The organism is Ancylobacter lacus (assembly GCF_018390635.1).
In the GTDB taxonomy this organism is placed as follows: domain Bacteria; phylum Pseudomonadota; class Alphaproteobacteria; order Rhizobiales; family Xanthobacteraceae; genus Ancylobacter; species Ancylobacter lacus.
In genome coordinates this window covers 56,799-72,366 of sequence record NZ_JAHBGE010000044.1, presented here as the reverse complement: position 1 = coordinate 72,366, position 15,568 = coordinate 56,799, and the positions used below count along the sequence as shown (strand labels likewise).

Here is a 15,568-nt window from a genome sequence, read left to right as displayed (position 1 = left end):
GCCTCAGCTCCCCGCCACGGCCGGGGCGGCGGGCGGCGGCGATGCCTTGCGCCGGCGCACCGCGCGCCCGCCCGCCAGCGCCAGCACGGCGATGACGACGAAGCCCTGCACGATGTCCTGCGTGCCCGCGGGAAGGCCGGCGATCTGCATGGTGGTGACGATGAGCACCAGCAGCAGCGCGCCGAACAGCGTGCCGAGCGCGGTGGAGGCGCCGCCGAAGATGAGCGAGCCGCCCAGCACCACCGCGCCCAGCGACTGCAGCAGGTAGGGAATGCCCATTTCGAGGAAGGCGCCGCCGACATAGGCCCCGAGCAGCATGCCGGTGAGCGCCGCGCAGCAGGACGAGGCGAGGAAGGCGGAGGCGACGATCCGCCCGGTGCGGATGCCCGCCAGCGCGGCGGCCCGCTCGTTCTGCCCCACCGCGGAGAGCTGGCGGCCATAGACGCTGCGCTGGAGCAGCAGCCCCATCGCCGCCACCGCCACCAGCGCGACGAGCAGGATGACCGGGAAGCCGCCGACCCGGCCCGCCGCCACCAGCTTCAGCAGCGGGCTCACGGTGAAGCCGGCGGCGAAGCGGTTGGCGATCACCGTGCCGGTGGCGAGGACATAGCCGGTCGCCAGCGTCGCGATGATGGCGGGGATGCGGAACACCACCACCAGCAGCGCGTTCACCGCGCCGGTCGCCGCCGCGATGCCCAGCACGGCGGCCAGCGCCAGCGGCAGCCGCGCATCCTGCCCGGCGGTGACGATGATGCTGGCATAGGCGCTCAGCGTCAGCACGCTGGCGATGGAGAGGTCGATATTGCCGCGCCCCGTCGTCACCACCAGCATCTGGCCGAGCGCGACCACGGTGAGGAAGCTCGCCGAGACGGCGACGCCGGAGAGCGAATGCAGGCTGAAGCGCCCGGTGGTGACGGACAGCACGGCCCAGAGCGTCAGCACGCCGAGGGCCGACCAGACCCAGCGGTTGCGCTCCAGCCAGTCGCGCAGGGTGACGGGGTTGTGTGCGCTCATCGGTGGGCTCCCCGGCGGTCCGCCAGTGCCCGCAGCACCAGCATGGCAAGCAGCAGGCAACCCTGCACGGCGGCATTGTAGTCGGTGCTGACATCGAGCGCGCCCAGCAGCGCCCCGACCAGCGCCAGGGTGAGCGCGCCCGCCACCACGCCGAGCGGCGACACCATGCCCCCGATCAGCGCGCAGCCGCCCATCACCACCGCGGCGACGCTGATGAGGGTGAAGGGGCCGCCGGCATTGATGTCGCTGGCGGTGTTGATGGCGGTGAGCGCCAGCCCGGCCGCCACCGCGAACAGGCTGGCGACGAGATAGCGGATGACGGCGTAGCGCAGCGGCGACCAACCGCCCAGCGTCATCGCCGCCGCGTTGTTGCCGAAGCCGCGCAGCACCACGCCGAGCGGCGAGCGATCCACCGCCAGCGCGACGAGCCCGGCCACCGCGATGAGCAGCAGCGTCGCCGGCACGCCGAACAGGCTCCAGCCGAAGGCGGCGGTGAGCCATTCCGGGCTCGCCCCGCCCGGGGTGGGCTGCAGGGTGTAGCCGAGCCCGACCCAGATGAAGGAGGCGCCGAGCGTGACCACGATGGCCGGGATGCGGCGGAGCTGGATGGTCGCCCCGATCAACCCGTAAGCCGCCACGCCGGCGAGAAGGGCGAGGATGCCGAGCCACGGCGTCTCCACCAGCAGCGTGGCGCTCACCACATTGACGAGGCCGGCGAAGGCGCCGACGCCGAGGTCGATCTCGCTGCCGCCGACCACGAACATCTGCGCCAGCGCCACCAGAACCAGCGCGATGGCCGGGCCCAGCAGCAGCTCCAGCCCGAACAGCGACACCGTCATCGGGTTGACGCTCGCCATCAGCGCGAAGACGGCGGCGAGGCTGGCGAAGGGCGCGAGGTCCACCAGCAGGTCGCCGAGCCCGCGCTGGCCGGCGGTGCCGTCGCGTTCCACCGCCCCGGCACCGGCGAAGGAGGCGTCGACGATGGCCTGCTCGGTGATCTCGGGCCCCGCCAGCTCCCGCACGATGCGCCCGCCGGAGAAGACCAGCACCCGGTCGCATTCCAGGAACTCGATGTCCTCGGTGGAGTGCCAGACCACGACGCGGCCGGGCCGGCCGGCCTTGCCGCGCACGATCTGGCCGACAAGGGCGTAGAAATCCTCCTTCGCCGCGACATCCACCCCGCGGGTGGGATCGTCGAACAGAACGGTGCCGGCGTCGCCGACCAGCGCGCGGGCGACCAGCGCCTTCTGCTGGTTGCCGCCGGAGAGGTCGAGAATGGGAGAATCGAACCGGGCGGGGTCGAGCTTCAGCCGCTCGGCGGCGCCGCGGGCGGCGACCCGCTCCTCCCGCTCGGAGACGAGGCCGAGGGGCGCGCGGTTCTGCAGCCGGCCGAGCGCGATGTTGCCGAGCACGCTCCAGAGCGGGAACACGCCCTCGTTCTGGCGGTCGCCCGACACGAAGCTCGCCGCCCCGGCGCGGGACACGCCGGCCCCCGGCCGGCCGAACAGCCGGTGCAGAAGATCACGCTGGCCGGAGCCTTCCAGCCCGGCGAGGCCGACGACCTCGCCGGCGCGCAGCACCACGTCGCGGCCGAGCGGGGCGGTGATCGGCCCGGACAGCCGCACCCGCTCCGGCGCATCGGCGGGCAGCGCGGGCCGGCCGGCGCGGCGGCGGCGCATGGCGCCCTCGGTGGGGCCGCCCATGGCGTTCACCAGCGCGGCGACGCTCGCCTCCGCGGCGGGGCCCGACCAGGCCGGGCGGCCATTGCGCAGCACCAGCACCCGGTGGGCGATGTCGACCACCTCCTGCAGCTTGTGGCTGATGAAGATGAAGGAAAGCCCCCGCGCGGCACGGGCCTTGATGAAGGCGCGCAACTGCTGGCTGCGCTCCTGCCCCAGCGAGGAGGTGGGCTCGTCGAGGATGATGAGCCGCACCCGCGGCGCGGCGACGGCGCGGGCGATCTCCACCATCTGGCGCTGGCCGATCTGGAGATGGCCGACCGCGGTGTCCACCCCGATGCCGTGGCCGGGAAACACCTCGTCCAGCGCCGCCCGGGCGCGGACCCGGTAGGCCCGCCGCCAGCCGGGGCGGGCGCGGGCGGCCTCGGGCGCCTCCAGAAAGAAGTTCTCCGCGACCGAGAGGTTGTCGCAGAGCGAGAGTTCCTGATGGACGATGCGGATGCCGCCGGCCTGCGCCAGCGCGGTGTCGTACAGCGCGAGGTCGATGTCGAAGCCGCTCAGCGTGATGCGGCCGGCATCGGCCCGGGTGACGCCGCACAGGATGCGCATCAGGGTCGACTTGCCCGCGCCATTGCCGCCGACGAGACCCAGCACCTCGCCGGCCTCGACCACGAGGTCGACGCCGTCATTGGCCCGGGTCGGGCCGAACGCCTTGCAGATGCCGTCGAGCCGCGCGACCGGGGGCCGGTCGGGGCCGCCCGCCGGGGGTGAAACCGCGTCCGGGGCTTCCGCCCGCCGGACCATGGGCGCCGAGGCAGCGGCGGTCGTCGCCGCTGCCTCCTGCGCGGCACGCAACGCCGCCATCATCGCTTCCGTCCGCGCGCCGTCAATTGCCGGCCTTGGCCGCGACCAGGTTCTTCTGGACCCATTCCTGCGAATAGGACGGGCTCACGATGACACCGGCGGGCAGGCTGGCAAAGTCCTTCAGGTTCGCGTCGGCCACGGTGGCGACGGGCATGATCATCATCTTGGGCGGGTTGGCGCCCTTGACGATCTCATAGGCCAGCCAGAACGCGGCGCCGCCGATGCCGGGGGTGGTGTTCATCGAGATGGTGGAATAGCCGTTGGCTTCCTTCTGCTTCGACCACCACTGGATGAAGTTGGAGGAGCCGCCGCCCTCGATCACCGGCATCTTCTTGGCATAGTCGCCGCCATACTGGTCGAAGGCCTGGGCGATGCCGGTGTCGTCGGAGCCGCCCTGGGCGAGCACGGCGTCGACATGGGGCAGGCTCGGCAGGGCGTTGGCGACGGCGGACTGGGCGACCGAGGCGGTGGCCTGGCCGTAGACGGTGGCGACCACCTTCACGTCCGGGTACTTCTTCAGCACCGCTTCCTGGGCGCCGTACATGTCGGCGTCGGGGGCCGAGCCCTTCACGCCGCGCACCACGATGATGTTGCCCTTGCCGCCGATCTTGTTCAGCACCCACTCGGCCTGGTCGCGCTTGTAGCCCTTGAAGTCGAAATTGAGCTGCCAGTTGCAGGGCGCGGAGGCGACGCTGTCGAAGGAGATGACCTTGATGCCGGCCTTGCAGGCCTTCTCGATCACGCCGTTCACGGCGGTCTCGGAGGCGGCGTCGACGGCGATGGCGTCGACCTTCTTGAGGATCAGCTCGGCGAGCTGGCTGTTCTGCTGGGCGACGGTGCCGTCGCCGTTCAGGATGATGTAGTCGGCGATCTTGCCTTCGGCCTTGGCCTTCTCGGCCGCCTCCTTGAAGGCGTCGACCATCTGGTGGCGCCAGCTATTGCCGAAATAGGCGTTGGCCAGCGCGATCACCGGCTTGTCCGGGGTCGCGGCGGCCGGCAGCGCGCCGGCGGCGGTGAGCAGGGCGGCGGTGGCGCAGGCGAGCGCAAGCGACTTCACGTCCATCAAATATCCTCCCAAATGGCCCGCTTCTGCGGGCTCTCGTAACTGCGGCGGCCGGCCTCTCGCCGCCGCTCGGTGATAAACATTATCTCATTATACCAGTTGCACAAGCCACCCCGTCGCCGCATCGTGCAGCATGGCGCCGCACGGGGGCCGACGATGCCCCGCGCCGACCGGGAAAACCATACGATGTCAGAGAGTTGCACAACCGACCCGTTCGAGGTCCTCGACCGCCGCTTCCGCGCCTATATCCTGCCCATCGCCGGGCTGGAGCGGCTGCACGGCGGCATGCGCTGGGCGGAAGGCCCGGTCTGGTTCGCCGATCTGCGCTGCCTGCTGTGGAGCGACATCCCCAACAACCGCCTCCTGCGCTGGTGCGAGGAGACCGGCGGGGTGGGCGTGTTCCGCCCCGATTCCAACTTCGCCAACGGCAACACCCGCGACCGCGAGGGCCGGCTGGTCACCTGCGAGCACCGCACCCGCCGGGTGACGCGCACCGAACCGGACGGCCGGCTCACCGTGCTGGCCGACCGCTACCGTGGCCGCCGGCTGAACTCGCCCAACGACGTGGTGGTGAAGTCCGACGGCACGGTGTGGTTCACCGACCCCGATTACGGCATCGCCGCCGACTATGAGGGCGGCAAGGCGCCGCGCGAGCAGGAGGGCTGCTTCCTCTTCCGCTTCGACCCGCGGGACGGCGCGCTCAGCGTGGCGGCCGACGATTTCGACCACCCCAACGGCCTCGCCTTCTCCCCGGACGAGCGCGTGCTCTATGTCGCCGATTCCGGCTGGATCGGCACCGAGGAGGGGCCGCGCCACATCCGCGCCTTCGCGGTGGACGGCGACAACCGGCTCTCCGGCGGGGAGGTGGTGACCGAGGTCGCGCCCCATGCGCCGGACGGCTTCCGGGTCGACGAGGACGGCAATATCTGGACCAGCGCCGGCGACGGGGTGCACTGCTACACCCCCTCGGGCGATCTGCTGGGCAAGGTCCGGGTGCCGGAGCGGGTCGGCAATGTCGCGTTCGGCGGCGCCATGCGCAACCGCCTGTTCATCTGCGGCCACAGCTCGCTCTACAGCGTGTTCCTGAACACGCGCGGCGCGCAGCGGCCCTGAGGGGCGGAACCGGCAAGAGACGGCACGGCGGCCGGGCATGGTGGCGCGGCCGCCGCCGAAGCGGGCGGCCGGGCGGCGTGCCCCCTGCCGCCGCCTCGGCGTGACCGTCCCGGCCCTTGTCCGGCCGGACCGGCCGCCCTCGGATCAGTGGATCGTGTAGGTATTGTTGAGCTGGCCGGACTTGGCGTCGATGAAGTCGGCGGCGGTGGGGCTGGTGAGCACCACCTTGTTGCATTCGGTGAACGACCACGCCTTTACCGTCGTGCACAGGACATCGCCCTTGAAGGTCCAGGTCAGCGACTGCGGCTTGTCGCCCCCGATCGTCAGGTCGCCGCTCCCGCCCGGCAGGTAGTGAACGACAATCGGCTTGTTCTTCTTGGTGGTGCTGGAAAGCGACTTGCCACTGACGGCCGCGGTGAAGGCCTCCTTGGTCGCGTAGACCGGCGCGGCCACCGCCGCTCCCGCGAGGCCACCGGCCAGCACGGCCACAGCCAGCACCGCCCGCAGTGAAACCGCCCGTTTCGTCCTGCCTGTCATCTCGCCCACCTGTTTTGCGTCCCCAGCCGGCCGGCGAATGCCGGCGGCCGAAAGAACGGTATGTGAGGAAGCACTCCGGCACAATGGATATGCCACGGCGCGGCGGGACCCTCTCGCCACGCCGCCGGCGGCGGGCCGACGATGCCCGGCCGGCCGGCGAGGGCCGCCCGCTCACCTCGACCCGACCCACGCCACGAAGGCCGCCGCCGCCCGGCTGCCGTGGCGCTCGCGGTGGCGCAGCAGGTGGAAGGTGCGGTCCGGCAGGGCGAAGGGCACCGCCTCCAGCAGGCCGGCTTCCAGTGAGGGCGCGGTGACGGAGGCCGACAGCACGCTGGCGCCGAGCCCGGCCTCCACCGCCGCCCGCACCGCCTCGTTGGAGGGCAGTTCCATCGCCACCCGCAGCGCGGCGGGATCGAGCCCCCGCGCCGCCAGCGCCGCCTCGAACGCCGAACGGGTGCCCGAGCCCGCCTCGCGCAGCACCCATTCGCCCGCCATCAGCTCCGCCGGGGCGAGGTCGCGGCGGCCGGCCCAGGGGTGCCCCGGCGCCACCAGCAGCACCAGCCGGTCGCGGGCGACGGGCCGGCTTTCGAGATCGCGGCTTTCCACCGCGCCCTCGACGAAGCCGAGCTCGGCCGTGCCGGCCTCCACCGCCGCCGCGGCCTGCGCGGTGTTGCCGATGGCGAGGCGCACCGCGATGCCGGGATGGGCGCGGTGGAACGCCGCCAGCCGGGGCGGCAGCCAGTAGCCGGCAATGGTCTGGCTGGCGTGGACGGCGAGCGTGCCCCGCTCCAGCCCGCCGAACTCCGCCAGAACCTGCTCGGCCTGCGCCGCCCGCGCCAGCACCGCCCGCGCCTCGACGAGGAAGGCCTCGCCGGCCTCGGTCAGCTCGATGCGCCGGCCCACCCGCTCGAACAGCCTTGTGTCGTGGCGCGCCTCCAGCGCGGCGATGGCGTGGCTCGCGGCGGACTGGGCGAGGTTCAGCGCCCGCGCCGCACGGGTGACGTGCTGGCGTTCCGCCACGGCGACGAAGATGCGGAGCTGGTCGAGGGTCATGGAATCAATCTGTTTTCAAGATCATATCATGCCGTAACATCTATTGGATATATCAGTTGGCGGGACCTAGCTTTCTCCCGTGGTCGCGGCGTCGTCGCGCCACCCAGCCGAAGGAGGCCGCCATGTCCCTGATGTCGCACAGCCTGAACGCCGCGCCCGACCATGTGCCGGGCCGGATGGTGGAAACGGTGCGCCAGTTCACCCCGAACTGGTTCGCGGTGACCATGGGCACCGGCGTGCTGGCACTGGCACTGAACCAGTTTCCCTATCCCGTGCCCGGGCTGCATGGGCTCGCCATGGGGCTGTGGCTGGCCGATATCGGCCTGTTCGCGCTGTTCAGCCTGCTCTACGCCGCGCGCTGGACCTTCTTTTTCCACGAGGCGCGGCGCATCTTCGGCCATCCCGTGATGTCGATGTTCCTCGGCACCATCCCCATGGGCCTCGCCACGCTGGTGAACGGCTTCATCGCCTTCGGCCCCGCGCTGATGGGCGACACCGCCTTCGCCGTGGCCCACGGGCTGTGGTGGATCGACGTGGCGCTGGCGGTGGCCTGCGGCATCGGCGTGCCCTTCCTCATGTTCACCCGGCAGAGCCACGCCATGGAGACGCTGACCGCGGTCTGGCTGCTGCCCGTGGTGGCGTGCGAGGTCGCGGCGGTGAGCGCCGGCCAGCTTGTGCCGCACCTGCCGGCGGCGGAGGGCCTCGTGGTGCTGGTGCTGGGCTATGTGCTGTGGGCGGCTTCGGTGCCGCTGGCGATGAGCCTGCTGGTGCTGCTGGTGCTGCGGCTGGCGCTGCACAAGCTGCCGCCGGCGGAGATGGGCGTCTCGGCCTGGCTGGCGCTCGGGCCGATCGGCACCGGCGCGCTGGGGCTGATGGTGCTCGGCGGCGATGCCCCCGCCCTGCTCGCGGCCCACGGCCTTCCCGAGGCCGGCACGGTGGCGAAGGGGCTCGGCCTCGTCGGCGGGCTGATGCTGTGGGGCTATGGCGCCTGGTGGCTGGCGCTGGCGGGGCTGAAGACGGCGCATTACCTGCGCCACGGCCTGCCGTTCAATCTCGGCTGGTGGGGCTTCACCTTCCCGCTGGGGGTCTACAGCCTCGCCACCCTGTCGCTGGCCCGCGCCACCGGGCTCGCCCTGTTCGAGGTCTCCGGCGCCGTGCTGGTGGCGACCCTCGCCGGGTTGTGGATCGTGGTGGCGAGCCGCACGCTGCGCGGCGCCTGGCACGGGCACCTCTTCGTGTTCCCGTGCCTGCGCATGGCCTGAGCGGCCTGCGCGACCCCGCCGGCCCGCCATCGGGGGCCGGCGGCGCCATGCCTAGCCGGCGATGTAGTCCCCGGCGGAGACCACCGCGCCATAGCCGAAGGCGAGCGCGGCGATGAAGGCGGCCTGCACCTGCGCCGCCGGCACGGTGGTGCCGCCGAATTCGAGGTCGCGGGTGGCGACGGCGTCGTGGACGACCGTGATCTCATAGCCGAAATCCGCCGCCGCCCGGGCCGCCGCGTCAACGCACATGTGGCTCATGGCGCCGACGATGACCACCTTGCCGACCCCGGCCGCGTCCAGCGTCGCCTTGAGGTCGGTGCCGAGGAAGGCGTTGATGTTGTTCTTCACCACCACCGCCTCGCCCGGCCGCGGCGCCACCGCGGCGTTGATGGCGGCGCCCTCGGTGCCGGGGACGAAGAAGGTGGCGTCCGGTTCCAGCGCCTCATGGCGGACATGAACCACGAGGTCGCCGCGCGCCCGCGCGGTGGCCAGCACCAGCGCCGCATTGGCGGTGGCGGCCTCAATGCCCACCAGCGGGAAATGGCCGGACGGGAAATAGTCGTTCTGCAGGTCGATGACGATCAGTGCGGTGGCGGACATGGTGAGTCTCCCTATGCCCGCACCATTCCCGAGCCGGCCCACCCTGTCCATCCACCCGAGGGCGGAGACCGCTAGCCCGGCGGCCGCCGGCTCAGGCCGGCAGCGGGGCGAGCGGGCGCAGCGCCGCCATCTCCACCAGCGCGCCGCGGCTGCAGATGACCCGCGCCGCGACCCGGTGCGCCAGCCGCACCGCCGCCTCCGGCGCCTGCCCGGCGAGGCGGGCGGCGAGGTAGCCGGCGTTGAAGGCGTCGCCGGCGCCGGTGGTGTCCAGCGGGTTCTCCACCCGCTCCGCCGGCAGCACCGAGAGCTTCCCCTGCGCCAGCAGGGTGCAGGGATCGGCACCGTCCTTCACCACCACCTCCGGCACCCCATAGCCGGCTATACGCCGCGCCGCCGCCTCGGGCGAGGCGTCGCCGAACAGCTCGCGCTCGTCGGGATAGGTCGGCAGGGCGAGGGTGGCGGCGCGGTAGCCGGCCTCCAGCCCGGCGCGCAGCGCGTCGAGGTCCGGCCACAGCCGCAGCCGCACATTGGCGTCGAAGGCGACCATGGCGCCACGAGCCCGCACCTGCCCCAGCACGTCGAGCAGCGTGCGGCGGTGCTCGGGGGCGAGGATGGCGAGGGTGATGCCGGAGAGATAGACGCAGTCCGCATCCGCGAGCGCCGCCGCCAGCGCCCCGGCATCGGCCGCCAGCAGCCGCGCCGCCGAGCTGTCGCGCCAATAGGTGAAGCTGCGCTCGTAGCCGTTCAGCGTGATCATGTAGAGCCCGACCGTCCGGCCCGGCACACGGCCGACATGGCCGGTGTCGATGCCGGCGCCGGCGATGAAGCCGAGCATCTCCTCCGACGGGGCGTCGTCGCCCACCCGGGTGACGTAGCGCACCGCGACCTCGGCGGGGTCGGTGAGGCCGCGCACCCCCCAGGCGGTGTTCAGCGTGTCGCCGGCGAAGCCGCGGCGGTACAGCCCCTCGGCGGTGGCGGCGAGTTCGACCATGCATTCGCCGATGCTGGCGAAGACCTTGCTCATGAGGCGGCTCCGGGCGGCAGGGTGTCGAGGCTGAAGGGACCATCGGCGATGGAGCGCAGCAGCGTGGCCCGCGCGGTGCGCAGATGCTTGCGGCAGCGCGTGTCGATGGCCCGCTGGTCGCGGCTGCGCAGCGCCTCGATGTAGTCGAGATGCTCCATCAGCGCCGTGGTGTTGCGCTGCTTCTCGTCCACCTTGTTCCACTGGTAGGTGTAGTGGAAGATGGTGGAGATGATGTCGTAGAAATCGATGATGAAGCGGTTGTCCGTTGTCTCGTGGATGACGCGGTGCAGCCGCTCGTCGAGCTGCGGGAAGCTCGGATATTCGGTGTCGATATTGGCGAGAAGGGCGTGGTGCTCGGCCTCGATGGCGAGCAGCTCGCACCACGGCTCGGACTCCTCGGGCAGCTCGACGAAGCTGCGGGTGGCGCGCAGTTCGAACATCTCGCGCACGTCGTAGATCTCGTTGGCGAATTCCGGCGTCAGTCCCTTGAACAGCCAGGCGCTGTTCGGCCGCCGCTCCAGCAGGCCGAAATGCTGGAACTGGGCGAGATGCTCGCGGATGGTGGTGGTGGAGGTGCCGAACTGGCGCGCCAGCTCCGCCGCGTTGAGCAGCTGGCCGGCGCGGAAATCGCCCTGCAGGATCCACTCCATGAAGCGCCGCTCCACTGCCGCCCCGGCGGAGAGGGTCTGGGTGTCGGGGAAATAGTCGCCCGGGCCCGGGCGCCGGCCGAGGCGCCGCCGCGCCGGGCCGCCATCCTCCTCGGCGCGGGCCACGATGCCCGCCTCGCCGAGCGCCGCCAGCACCGCGCGCACCGTGGTGCGACTGACGTCGAGCGCCTGCGCCAGATCGCTCTCCGAAGGCAGCGCCGCGCCCGCCTCCCGCCCGGCGAGGAGGTCCAGCGCGCGGTTGTAGCTGCGCTTGAAGACGGTGTTGCCCTTCATCGCCGGTGTGCCCCCCGCATGTTCCTTCCCCGTTCCGCGCCGATGTCGGCGCTGTTTTTTTTACATTAAAAACAGATTGACACGCCGCGTCCAGCGTGGATTTTTATGTATAAGAAGACAACGAAGAAAAACAGCTCAGGGTGAGGAAACGACCATGTGGCGCCCCCGCGTCCGCACCATGCCGTGCCATGCGCAGCCCTCCGTCACCGCGACCGGCCGGCGTTTCGCGCGCCGCGTCCCCGCCGGGGCTTGCCGCGCGTGAGCCGCCGCATCATCCAGTTCGGCACCAGCCGCTTCCTCCAGGCCCATGTGGACCTCTTCGTCCAAGAGGCGCGCGAGGCGGGGCAGGCGATCGGTCCCATCACCATCGTGCAGGCCTCCGGCTCGGCCGCCCGCGCCGGCCGCACCGCCGCCTTCGGCCGGCCGGAAGGCTATCCCGTCATCATCCGCGGCATGGAAGACGGCGCCCCGGTGGAGCGCGAGGTCACGGTGCGCGCGGTGGATGGCGGGCTGTCCGCCGCAGCGGACTGGGAGCGGCTGGCGGCGCTGTTCGCCGCCGATGCCGGCTTCGTCGTCTCCAACATGGGCGACGCCGGCTACGTCCTCGACCCCGCCGACCGCGGCCCGGCGCTGCTGGCGGGCGGGGTGCCGGTGTCCTTCCCCGGCAAGCTGACCGCGCTGCTGCACCGCCGCTGGCGCGCCGGCGGGCCGGGCCTCGCCGTGCTGCCCTGCGAGCTGCTGAACCGCAATGGCGAGGTGCTGAAGGCCGCCGTGGTGGAGCTGGCGCGGGAGGCGGGCGCCGAGGCCGGCTTCCTCGGCTGGCTGGAGGCCGAGGTGCCCTTCGCCAACACGCTGGTCGACCGCATCGTCTCCGAGCCGATCGAGCCGGTCGGCGCCGTCGCCGAGCCCTACGCGCTGTGGGCGATCGAGCGGCAGCCCGGCCTTGCCATTCCCTTCGCCCATCCCTGCCTCATCGTGGCGGACTCGCTGGAGCCGTTCGAGCGGCTGAAGCTGCACATCCTCAATCTCGGCCACAGCTTCCTCGCCGACCTCTGGCTGCGCGAGGGCCGGCCGGCGCAGGAGACGGTGCGCGCCCTCCTCGCCGACCCCACGGCCGGCGGCCGGCTCCGCGCGGTGCTGGAGGGCGAGGTGATCCCCGGCTTCGCCGCCCGCGGCATGGAGGCCGCGGCGCGCGCCTACGCGGCGGTGACGCTGGAGCGCTTCGCCAACCCCTTCCTGAACCACCGCGTCGCCGACATCGCGCAGAACCACGCGGTGAAGGTGGAACGGCGCATCGGCGCCTTCCTCGACTGGATCGCCGGCCAGCCCGGCGCGCCCGCGACGCCGGTGCTCGGCGCGCTGGCGGCCCGGCCGGCGGCGCGGCAGCCCTCGGCCGAGGTGGCGTCATGACCTATGAGTTCGACTTCTCCGCCCTGCTGCCCTACTGGCGCGAATTCGCCTGGGGCGCGCTGCTGACGCTGCAGCTCTCCGCGCTGTCCACCGTGCTCGGCTTCATCCTCGGCACGCTCTGCGCCATCGGCCGGGCCGACGGGCCGCGCTGGGTGAAGTTCCTCGTCGCCTGCTATGTCGAGGTGATCCGCAACACCCCGCTGCTGGTGCAGGTCTTCATCGTCTATTTCGGCATCGCGACGCTGGGCATCCGGGTGTCCGCCAACATGGCGGCGGTGATCGCGCTGGTGGTGAATGTCGGCGCCTATACCAGCGAGATCGTGCGGGCCGGGCTGGAGAGCGTGCACAAGTCGCAGCTCGAGGCGGCGGACTGCCTCGGCCTGTCGCGGCCGCAGATCTACTGGCACGTCGTGCTGCGCCCGGCGGTCGAGCGGGTCTACCCCGCGCTGACCAGCCAGTATGTGCTGCTGATGCTGGCCTCCTCCATCACCTCGCAGATTTCGGCGGAGGAGCTGACGGCGGTGGCCAACCGCATCCAGTCCGACACCTTCCGCAGCTTCGAGACCTATATCGTGGTCGGCGTCATCTATCTCGCGCTGTCCTTCGTGGTGCGCATCGCGCTCGGCCTGTTCGGGCTCGCCGTCTTCGTCCGCCGGCGCAAGCTCGGCACGGCGCTGTGAGGAGATGGGGATGCCGACCTTCAGCCTCGTTCATCTCGAATTCCTCGGCTGGGCCGCGCTCTGGACGCTGGGCCTGTCCGCCATCGCCTTCATCGGCGGCGGCCTCGTCGGCTTCGCCGTCGCGCTGGCCCGCATCTCGCCGGTGCGCGGGCTGCGCTGGGCGGCGATCGGCTACATCCAGATCGTGCAGGGCACGCCGCTGCTGATCCTGCTGTTCCTCATCTATTTCGGCATCGCCATCCTCGGCTTCAGCGAGGTCCCTGCGCTGGCGGCGGCGGGGCTGGGGCTGACGATCTATTCCTCCGGCTTCCTCGCCGAGATCTGGCGCGGCTGCATCCAGTCGGTGCCCAGGACCCAGTGGGAAGCGGCGGAGTGCCTGGCGCTGACGCCCTGGCAGCGGATGACGCGGGTGATCCTGCCGCAGGCCGCCCGCATCGCCACCGCGCCGACGGTCGGGTTCCTCGTCCAGATCGTCAAGAACACCTCGCTGGCCTCGGTGGTCGGCTTCGTCGAGCTGGCCCAGGCGGGCAAGCTCATCAACAACTCCATCTTCGAGCCGTTCACCGTGTTCATGGTGGTGGCGGCGATCTACTTCGCCATCTGCTTCCCGCTCTCCACCTGGAGCCGGAGTCTGGAAAGGAAGCTCAATGTCGGCCGTCGTTAGACTTCACAACGTTCACAAGAGCTTCGGCAGCCACAAGGTTCTCGAGGGCGTCTCCTTCGAGGTCGGCCGCGGCGAGGTGGCGGCGGTGATCGGCCAGTCCGGCTCGGGCAAGTCGACCGCGCTGCGCTGCATCAACGCGCTGGAGACCATCGAGCACGGCTCGATCGACGTGTGCGGCCATGCCGTGCACGACCCCAAGCTCGACCGCCGCAGCCTGCGCCGCGACGTCGGCATCGTGTTCCAGAGCTACAACCTGTTTCCCCACCTCACGGTGGAGCAGAACATCATGCTGGCGCCGACCTGCGTGAAGGCGCTGCCCAAGGCGAAGGCGCGCGAGCTCGCCCGCGAGGTGCTGGCCCGGGTCGGGCTGGAGGCCAAGGCGGAGAACTACCCCGAGCAGCTCTCCGGCGGCCAGCAGCAGCGCGTCGCCATCGCCCGCTCGCTGGCGATGCAGCCCAAGCTGATGCTGTTCGACGAGGTGACCTCCGCGCTCGACCCCCAGCTCACCGGCGAGGTGCTGAAGGTGATGGAGGACCTCGCCCGCGGCGGCATGACGATGATCCTCGTGACGCACGAGATGGCCTTTGCCCGCAAGGTCGCGAGCCAGGTCATCTACATGCACAAGGGCAAGGTCTGGGAGACCGGCCCCGGCTCCATGCTCGACGCCCCCAAGACCGCGGAACTCGCCAGCTTCGTCGGCAGCGGGCTCTAGCCGCGCCGCCGGGCCGCGCGGCCCGTCATCTCACCCTTCGCCGACGCCTGAACAGACACCGCCAGAGTGAAAACCCAGGGAGAACACCCATGAACGCCATGAAGCTGAACCGCCGCGGCTTTCTCGCCGCCACCGCGCTGGCCGGCCTTGCCGGCGGCCTCGGCCTGCGCCCGGCCCGCGCCGGCGCCCTCGACGACATCAAGAAGCGCGGCAAGGTGCTGATCGCCATCGACCTCGGTTCGCCGCCCTTCGGCCTGACCGACGCGCAGATGCAGCCCACCGGCTCCGACGTCGAGACCGCCCGCCTGCTCGCCGCCGATCTCGGCGTGCCGCTGGAGATCGTGCAGGTCACCAGCCCCAACCGCGTGCCCTTCCTGCTCACCGGCAAGGCCGACCTGGTGATGGCCTCCTTCAGCGTGAACGAGGAGCGCAAGAAGGTCATCGACTTCTCCGACGCCTATGGCGTGATCCAGATCGTCGTCGCCGCCGGCAAGGGCACCCCGATCAAGAGCATCGACGACCTCGCCGGCAAGCGGATCGGCACCACGCGCGGCTCGACCAACGACAAGGAAGCCACCGCGCGCATCACCAATGCCGAGATCGTGCGCTACGACGACGACGCCACCCTCATCACCGCGCTGGTGTCCGGCCAGGTCGACGTGATGGCCTCCTCGCCGCAGGTGATGGCGGCGGTGAACTTGCGCCGGGCCAACGACCCGCTGGAAACCAAGATCGTTCTCAAGACCAACCCCTACGCCATCGGCCTGCGCAAGGGCGACGACGCGCTGCGCGCCCGGCTCAACGAATTCGTCGCCGCCAATCTGGCGAACGGCAAGCTGAACGAGATCTACCTCAAGTACAACGGCGTGCCGCTGCCCGCCGAGATGCCGAAGACCTGAGCCCGGGCCGGCCCGGCACCGGCCTGCGACCGCTCCTCCTCCCGACCACTGAC

Annotated in this window: 15 protein-coding genes; 7 read left to right on the top strand and 8 right to left on the bottom strand. The window is 71.4% G+C overall.

What is annotated here, in order from left to right; translation table 11 throughout:
• Positions 1-3: 3 nt before the first annotated feature.
• From KHC27_RS09290 to KHC27_RS09280, 3 genes are read right to left on the bottom strand one after another with little or no spacing between them, the layout of a single operon-like run.
• Positions 4-1,014 (bottom strand): ABC transporter permease, encoded by a 1,011-nt coding sequence (locus KHC27_RS09290; protein WP_213338256.1) that lies wholly within the window; start codon positions 1,012-1,014, stop codon positions 4-6.
• The gene (locus tag KHC27_RS09285) at positions 1,011-3,560 is read right to left on the bottom strand and encodes an ATP-binding cassette domain-containing protein (protein WP_213338254.1); all 2,550 of its coding nucleotides are present in this window, start codon (positions 3,558-3,560) and stop codon (positions 1,011-1,013) included. Before KHC27_RS09285 ends, KHC27_RS09290 begins: the two co-directional genes overlap by 4 nt.
• A gap of 19 nt (positions 3,561-3,579) precedes the next feature.
• On the bottom strand, positions 3,580-4,620 hold the full coding sequence (locus KHC27_RS09280) for an ABC transporter substrate-binding protein (protein ID WP_213338246.1): 1,041 nt from the start codon (positions 4,618-4,620) through the stop codon (positions 3,580-3,582).
• A gap of 186 nt (positions 4,621-4,806) precedes the next feature.
• Here KHC27_RS09280 and KHC27_RS09275 point away from each other — a divergent pair, with 186 nt between their 5' ends.
• A complete protein-coding gene (locus KHC27_RS09275; RefSeq protein WP_213338245.1) occupies positions 4,807-5,733 on the top strand; it encodes an SMP-30/gluconolactonase/LRE family protein in 927 nt (308 codons plus the stop codon).
• Between the two features lie 144 nt (positions 5,734-5,877).
• On the opposite strand, the gene KHC27_RS09270 is transcribed toward KHC27_RS09275, so the two are convergent.
• Both KHC27_RS09270 and KHC27_RS09265 read right to left on the bottom strand, forming a co-directional pair.
• The gene (locus KHC27_RS09270; protein WP_213338243.1) at positions 5,878-6,270 is read right to left on the bottom strand and encodes a hypothetical protein; all 393 of its coding nucleotides are present in this window, start codon (positions 6,268-6,270) and stop codon (positions 5,878-5,880) included.
• Positions 6,271-6,441: 171 nt separating this feature from the next.
• A complete protein-coding gene (locus tag KHC27_RS09265; RefSeq protein ID WP_213338241.1) occupies positions 6,442-7,323 on the bottom strand; it encodes a LysR family transcriptional regulator in 882 nt (293 codons plus the stop codon).
• 122 nt (positions 7,324-7,445) lie between these two features.
• Here KHC27_RS09265 and KHC27_RS09260 point away from each other — a divergent pair, with 122 nt between their 5' ends.
• Positions 7,446-8,585, top strand: coding sequence for a TDT family transporter (locus tag KHC27_RS09260; protein ID WP_213338239.1), 1,140 nt, complete (start codon positions 7,446-7,448; stop codon positions 8,583-8,585).
• A gap of 51 nt (positions 8,586-8,636) precedes the next feature.
• Here the strand turns inward: KHC27_RS09260 and KHC27_RS09255 are convergent, their stop codons facing one another.
• The 3 genes from KHC27_RS09255 to KHC27_RS09245 form a co-directional block, all read right to left on the bottom strand.
• Positions 8,637-9,185: a cysteine hydrolase family protein gene (locus KHC27_RS09255; RefSeq protein WP_213338237.1), complete on the bottom strand. Its 549-nt coding sequence runs from the start codon at positions 9,183-9,185 to the stop codon at positions 8,637-8,639.
• A 91-nt stretch (positions 9,186-9,276) separates the two neighbouring features.
• Positions 9,277-10,209, bottom strand: a complete 933-nt coding sequence (locus KHC27_RS09250) for a sugar kinase (protein ID WP_213338235.1) — start codon at positions 10,207-10,209, stop codon at positions 9,277-9,279.
• Positions 10,206-11,150, bottom strand: a complete 945-nt coding sequence (locus KHC27_RS09245) for a GntR family transcriptional regulator (protein WP_213338232.1) — start codon at positions 11,148-11,150, stop codon at positions 10,206-10,208. Before KHC27_RS09245 ends, KHC27_RS09250 begins: the two co-directional genes overlap by 4 nt.
• Positions 11,151-11,408: 258 nt before the next feature.
• Here KHC27_RS09245 and KHC27_RS09240 point away from each other — a divergent pair, with 258 nt between their 5' ends.
• The 5 genes from KHC27_RS09240 to KHC27_RS09220 all read left to right on the top strand — a co-directional run bounded on the left by KHC27_RS09240 (position 11,409) and on the right by KHC27_RS09220 (position 15,515).
• Positions 11,409-12,560 (top strand): mannitol dehydrogenase family protein, encoded by a 1,152-nt coding sequence (locus KHC27_RS09240; protein ID WP_213338230.1) that lies wholly within the window; start codon positions 11,409-11,411, stop codon positions 12,558-12,560.
• The gene (locus tag KHC27_RS09235; RefSeq protein WP_213338216.1) at positions 12,557-13,240 is read left to right on the top strand and encodes an amino acid ABC transporter permease; all 684 of its coding nucleotides are present in this window, start codon (positions 12,557-12,559) and stop codon (positions 13,238-13,240) included. Before KHC27_RS09240 ends, KHC27_RS09235 begins: the two co-directional genes overlap by 4 nt.
• 10 nt (positions 13,241-13,250) lie before the next feature.
• Entirely contained in the window at positions 13,251-13,904 is a 654-nt protein-coding gene (locus KHC27_RS09230; protein WP_213338214.1) for an amino acid ABC transporter permease, read from the top strand.
• Entirely contained in the window at positions 13,888-14,616 is a 729-nt protein-coding gene (locus KHC27_RS09225; protein ID WP_213338206.1) for an amino acid ABC transporter ATP-binding protein, read from the top strand. Before KHC27_RS09230 ends, KHC27_RS09225 begins: the two co-directional genes overlap by 17 nt.
• Before the next feature lie 89 nt (positions 14,617-14,705).
• Positions 14,706-15,515 (top strand): transporter substrate-binding domain-containing protein, encoded by an 810-nt coding sequence (locus tag KHC27_RS09220; protein ID WP_213338204.1) that lies wholly within the window; start codon positions 14,706-14,708, stop codon positions 15,513-15,515.
• Positions 15,516-15,568: the final 53 nt, after the last annotated feature.

Bases quoted from the DNA above. Each gene is read 5' to 3' on its own strand.
- KHC27_RS09260 (WP_213338239.1), top strand. From the start codon at position 7,446: ATGTCCCTGATGTCGCACAGCCTGAACGCCGCGCCCGACCATGTGCCG.
- KHC27_RS09265 (WP_213338241.1), bottom strand. From the start codon at position 7,323: ATGACCCTCGACCAGCTCCGCATCTTCGTCGCCGTGGCGGAACGCCAG.
- KHC27_RS09225 (WP_213338206.1), top strand. From the start codon at position 13,888: ATGTCGGCCGTCGTTAGACTTCACAACGTTCACAAGAGCTTCGGCAGC.
- KHC27_RS09245 (WP_213338232.1), bottom strand. From the start codon at position 11,150: ATGAAGGGCAACACCGTCTTCAAGCGCAGCTACAACCGCGCGCTGGAC.
- KHC27_RS09220 (WP_213338204.1), top strand. From the start codon at position 14,706: ATGAACGCCATGAAGCTGAACCGCCGCGGCTTTCTCGCCGCCACCGCG.
- KHC27_RS09290 (WP_213338256.1), bottom strand. From the start codon at position 1,014: ATGAGCGCACACAACCCCGTCACCCTGCGCGACTGGCTGGAGCGCAAC.
- KHC27_RS09235 (WP_213338216.1), top strand. From the start codon at position 12,557: ATGACCTATGAGTTCGACTTCTCCGCCCTGCTGCCCTACTGGCGCGAA.
- KHC27_RS09230 (WP_213338214.1), top strand. From the start codon at position 13,251: ATGCCGACCTTCAGCCTCGTTCATCTCGAATTCCTCGGCTGGGCCGCG.
- KHC27_RS09280 (WP_213338246.1), bottom strand. From the start codon at position 4,620: ATGGACGTGAAGTCGCTTGCGCTCGCCTGCGCCACCGCCGCCCTGCTC.
- KHC27_RS09275 (WP_213338245.1), top strand. From the start codon at position 4,807: ATGTCAGAGAGTTGCACAACCGACCCGTTCGAGGTCCTCGACCGCCGC.
- KHC27_RS09255 (WP_213338237.1), bottom strand. From the start codon at position 9,185: ATGTCCGCCACCGCACTGATCGTCATCGACCTGCAGAACGACTATTTC.
- KHC27_RS09270 (WP_213338243.1), bottom strand. From the start codon at position 6,270: ATGACAGGCAGGACGAAACGGGCGGTTTCACTGCGGGCGGTGCTGGCT.
- KHC27_RS09250 (WP_213338235.1), bottom strand. From the start codon at position 10,209: ATGAGCAAGGTCTTCGCCAGCATCGGCGAATGCATGGTCGAACTCGCC.
- KHC27_RS09285 (WP_213338254.1), bottom strand. From the start codon at position 3,560: ATGATGGCGGCGTTGCGTGCCGCGCAGGAGGCAGCGGCGACGACCGCC.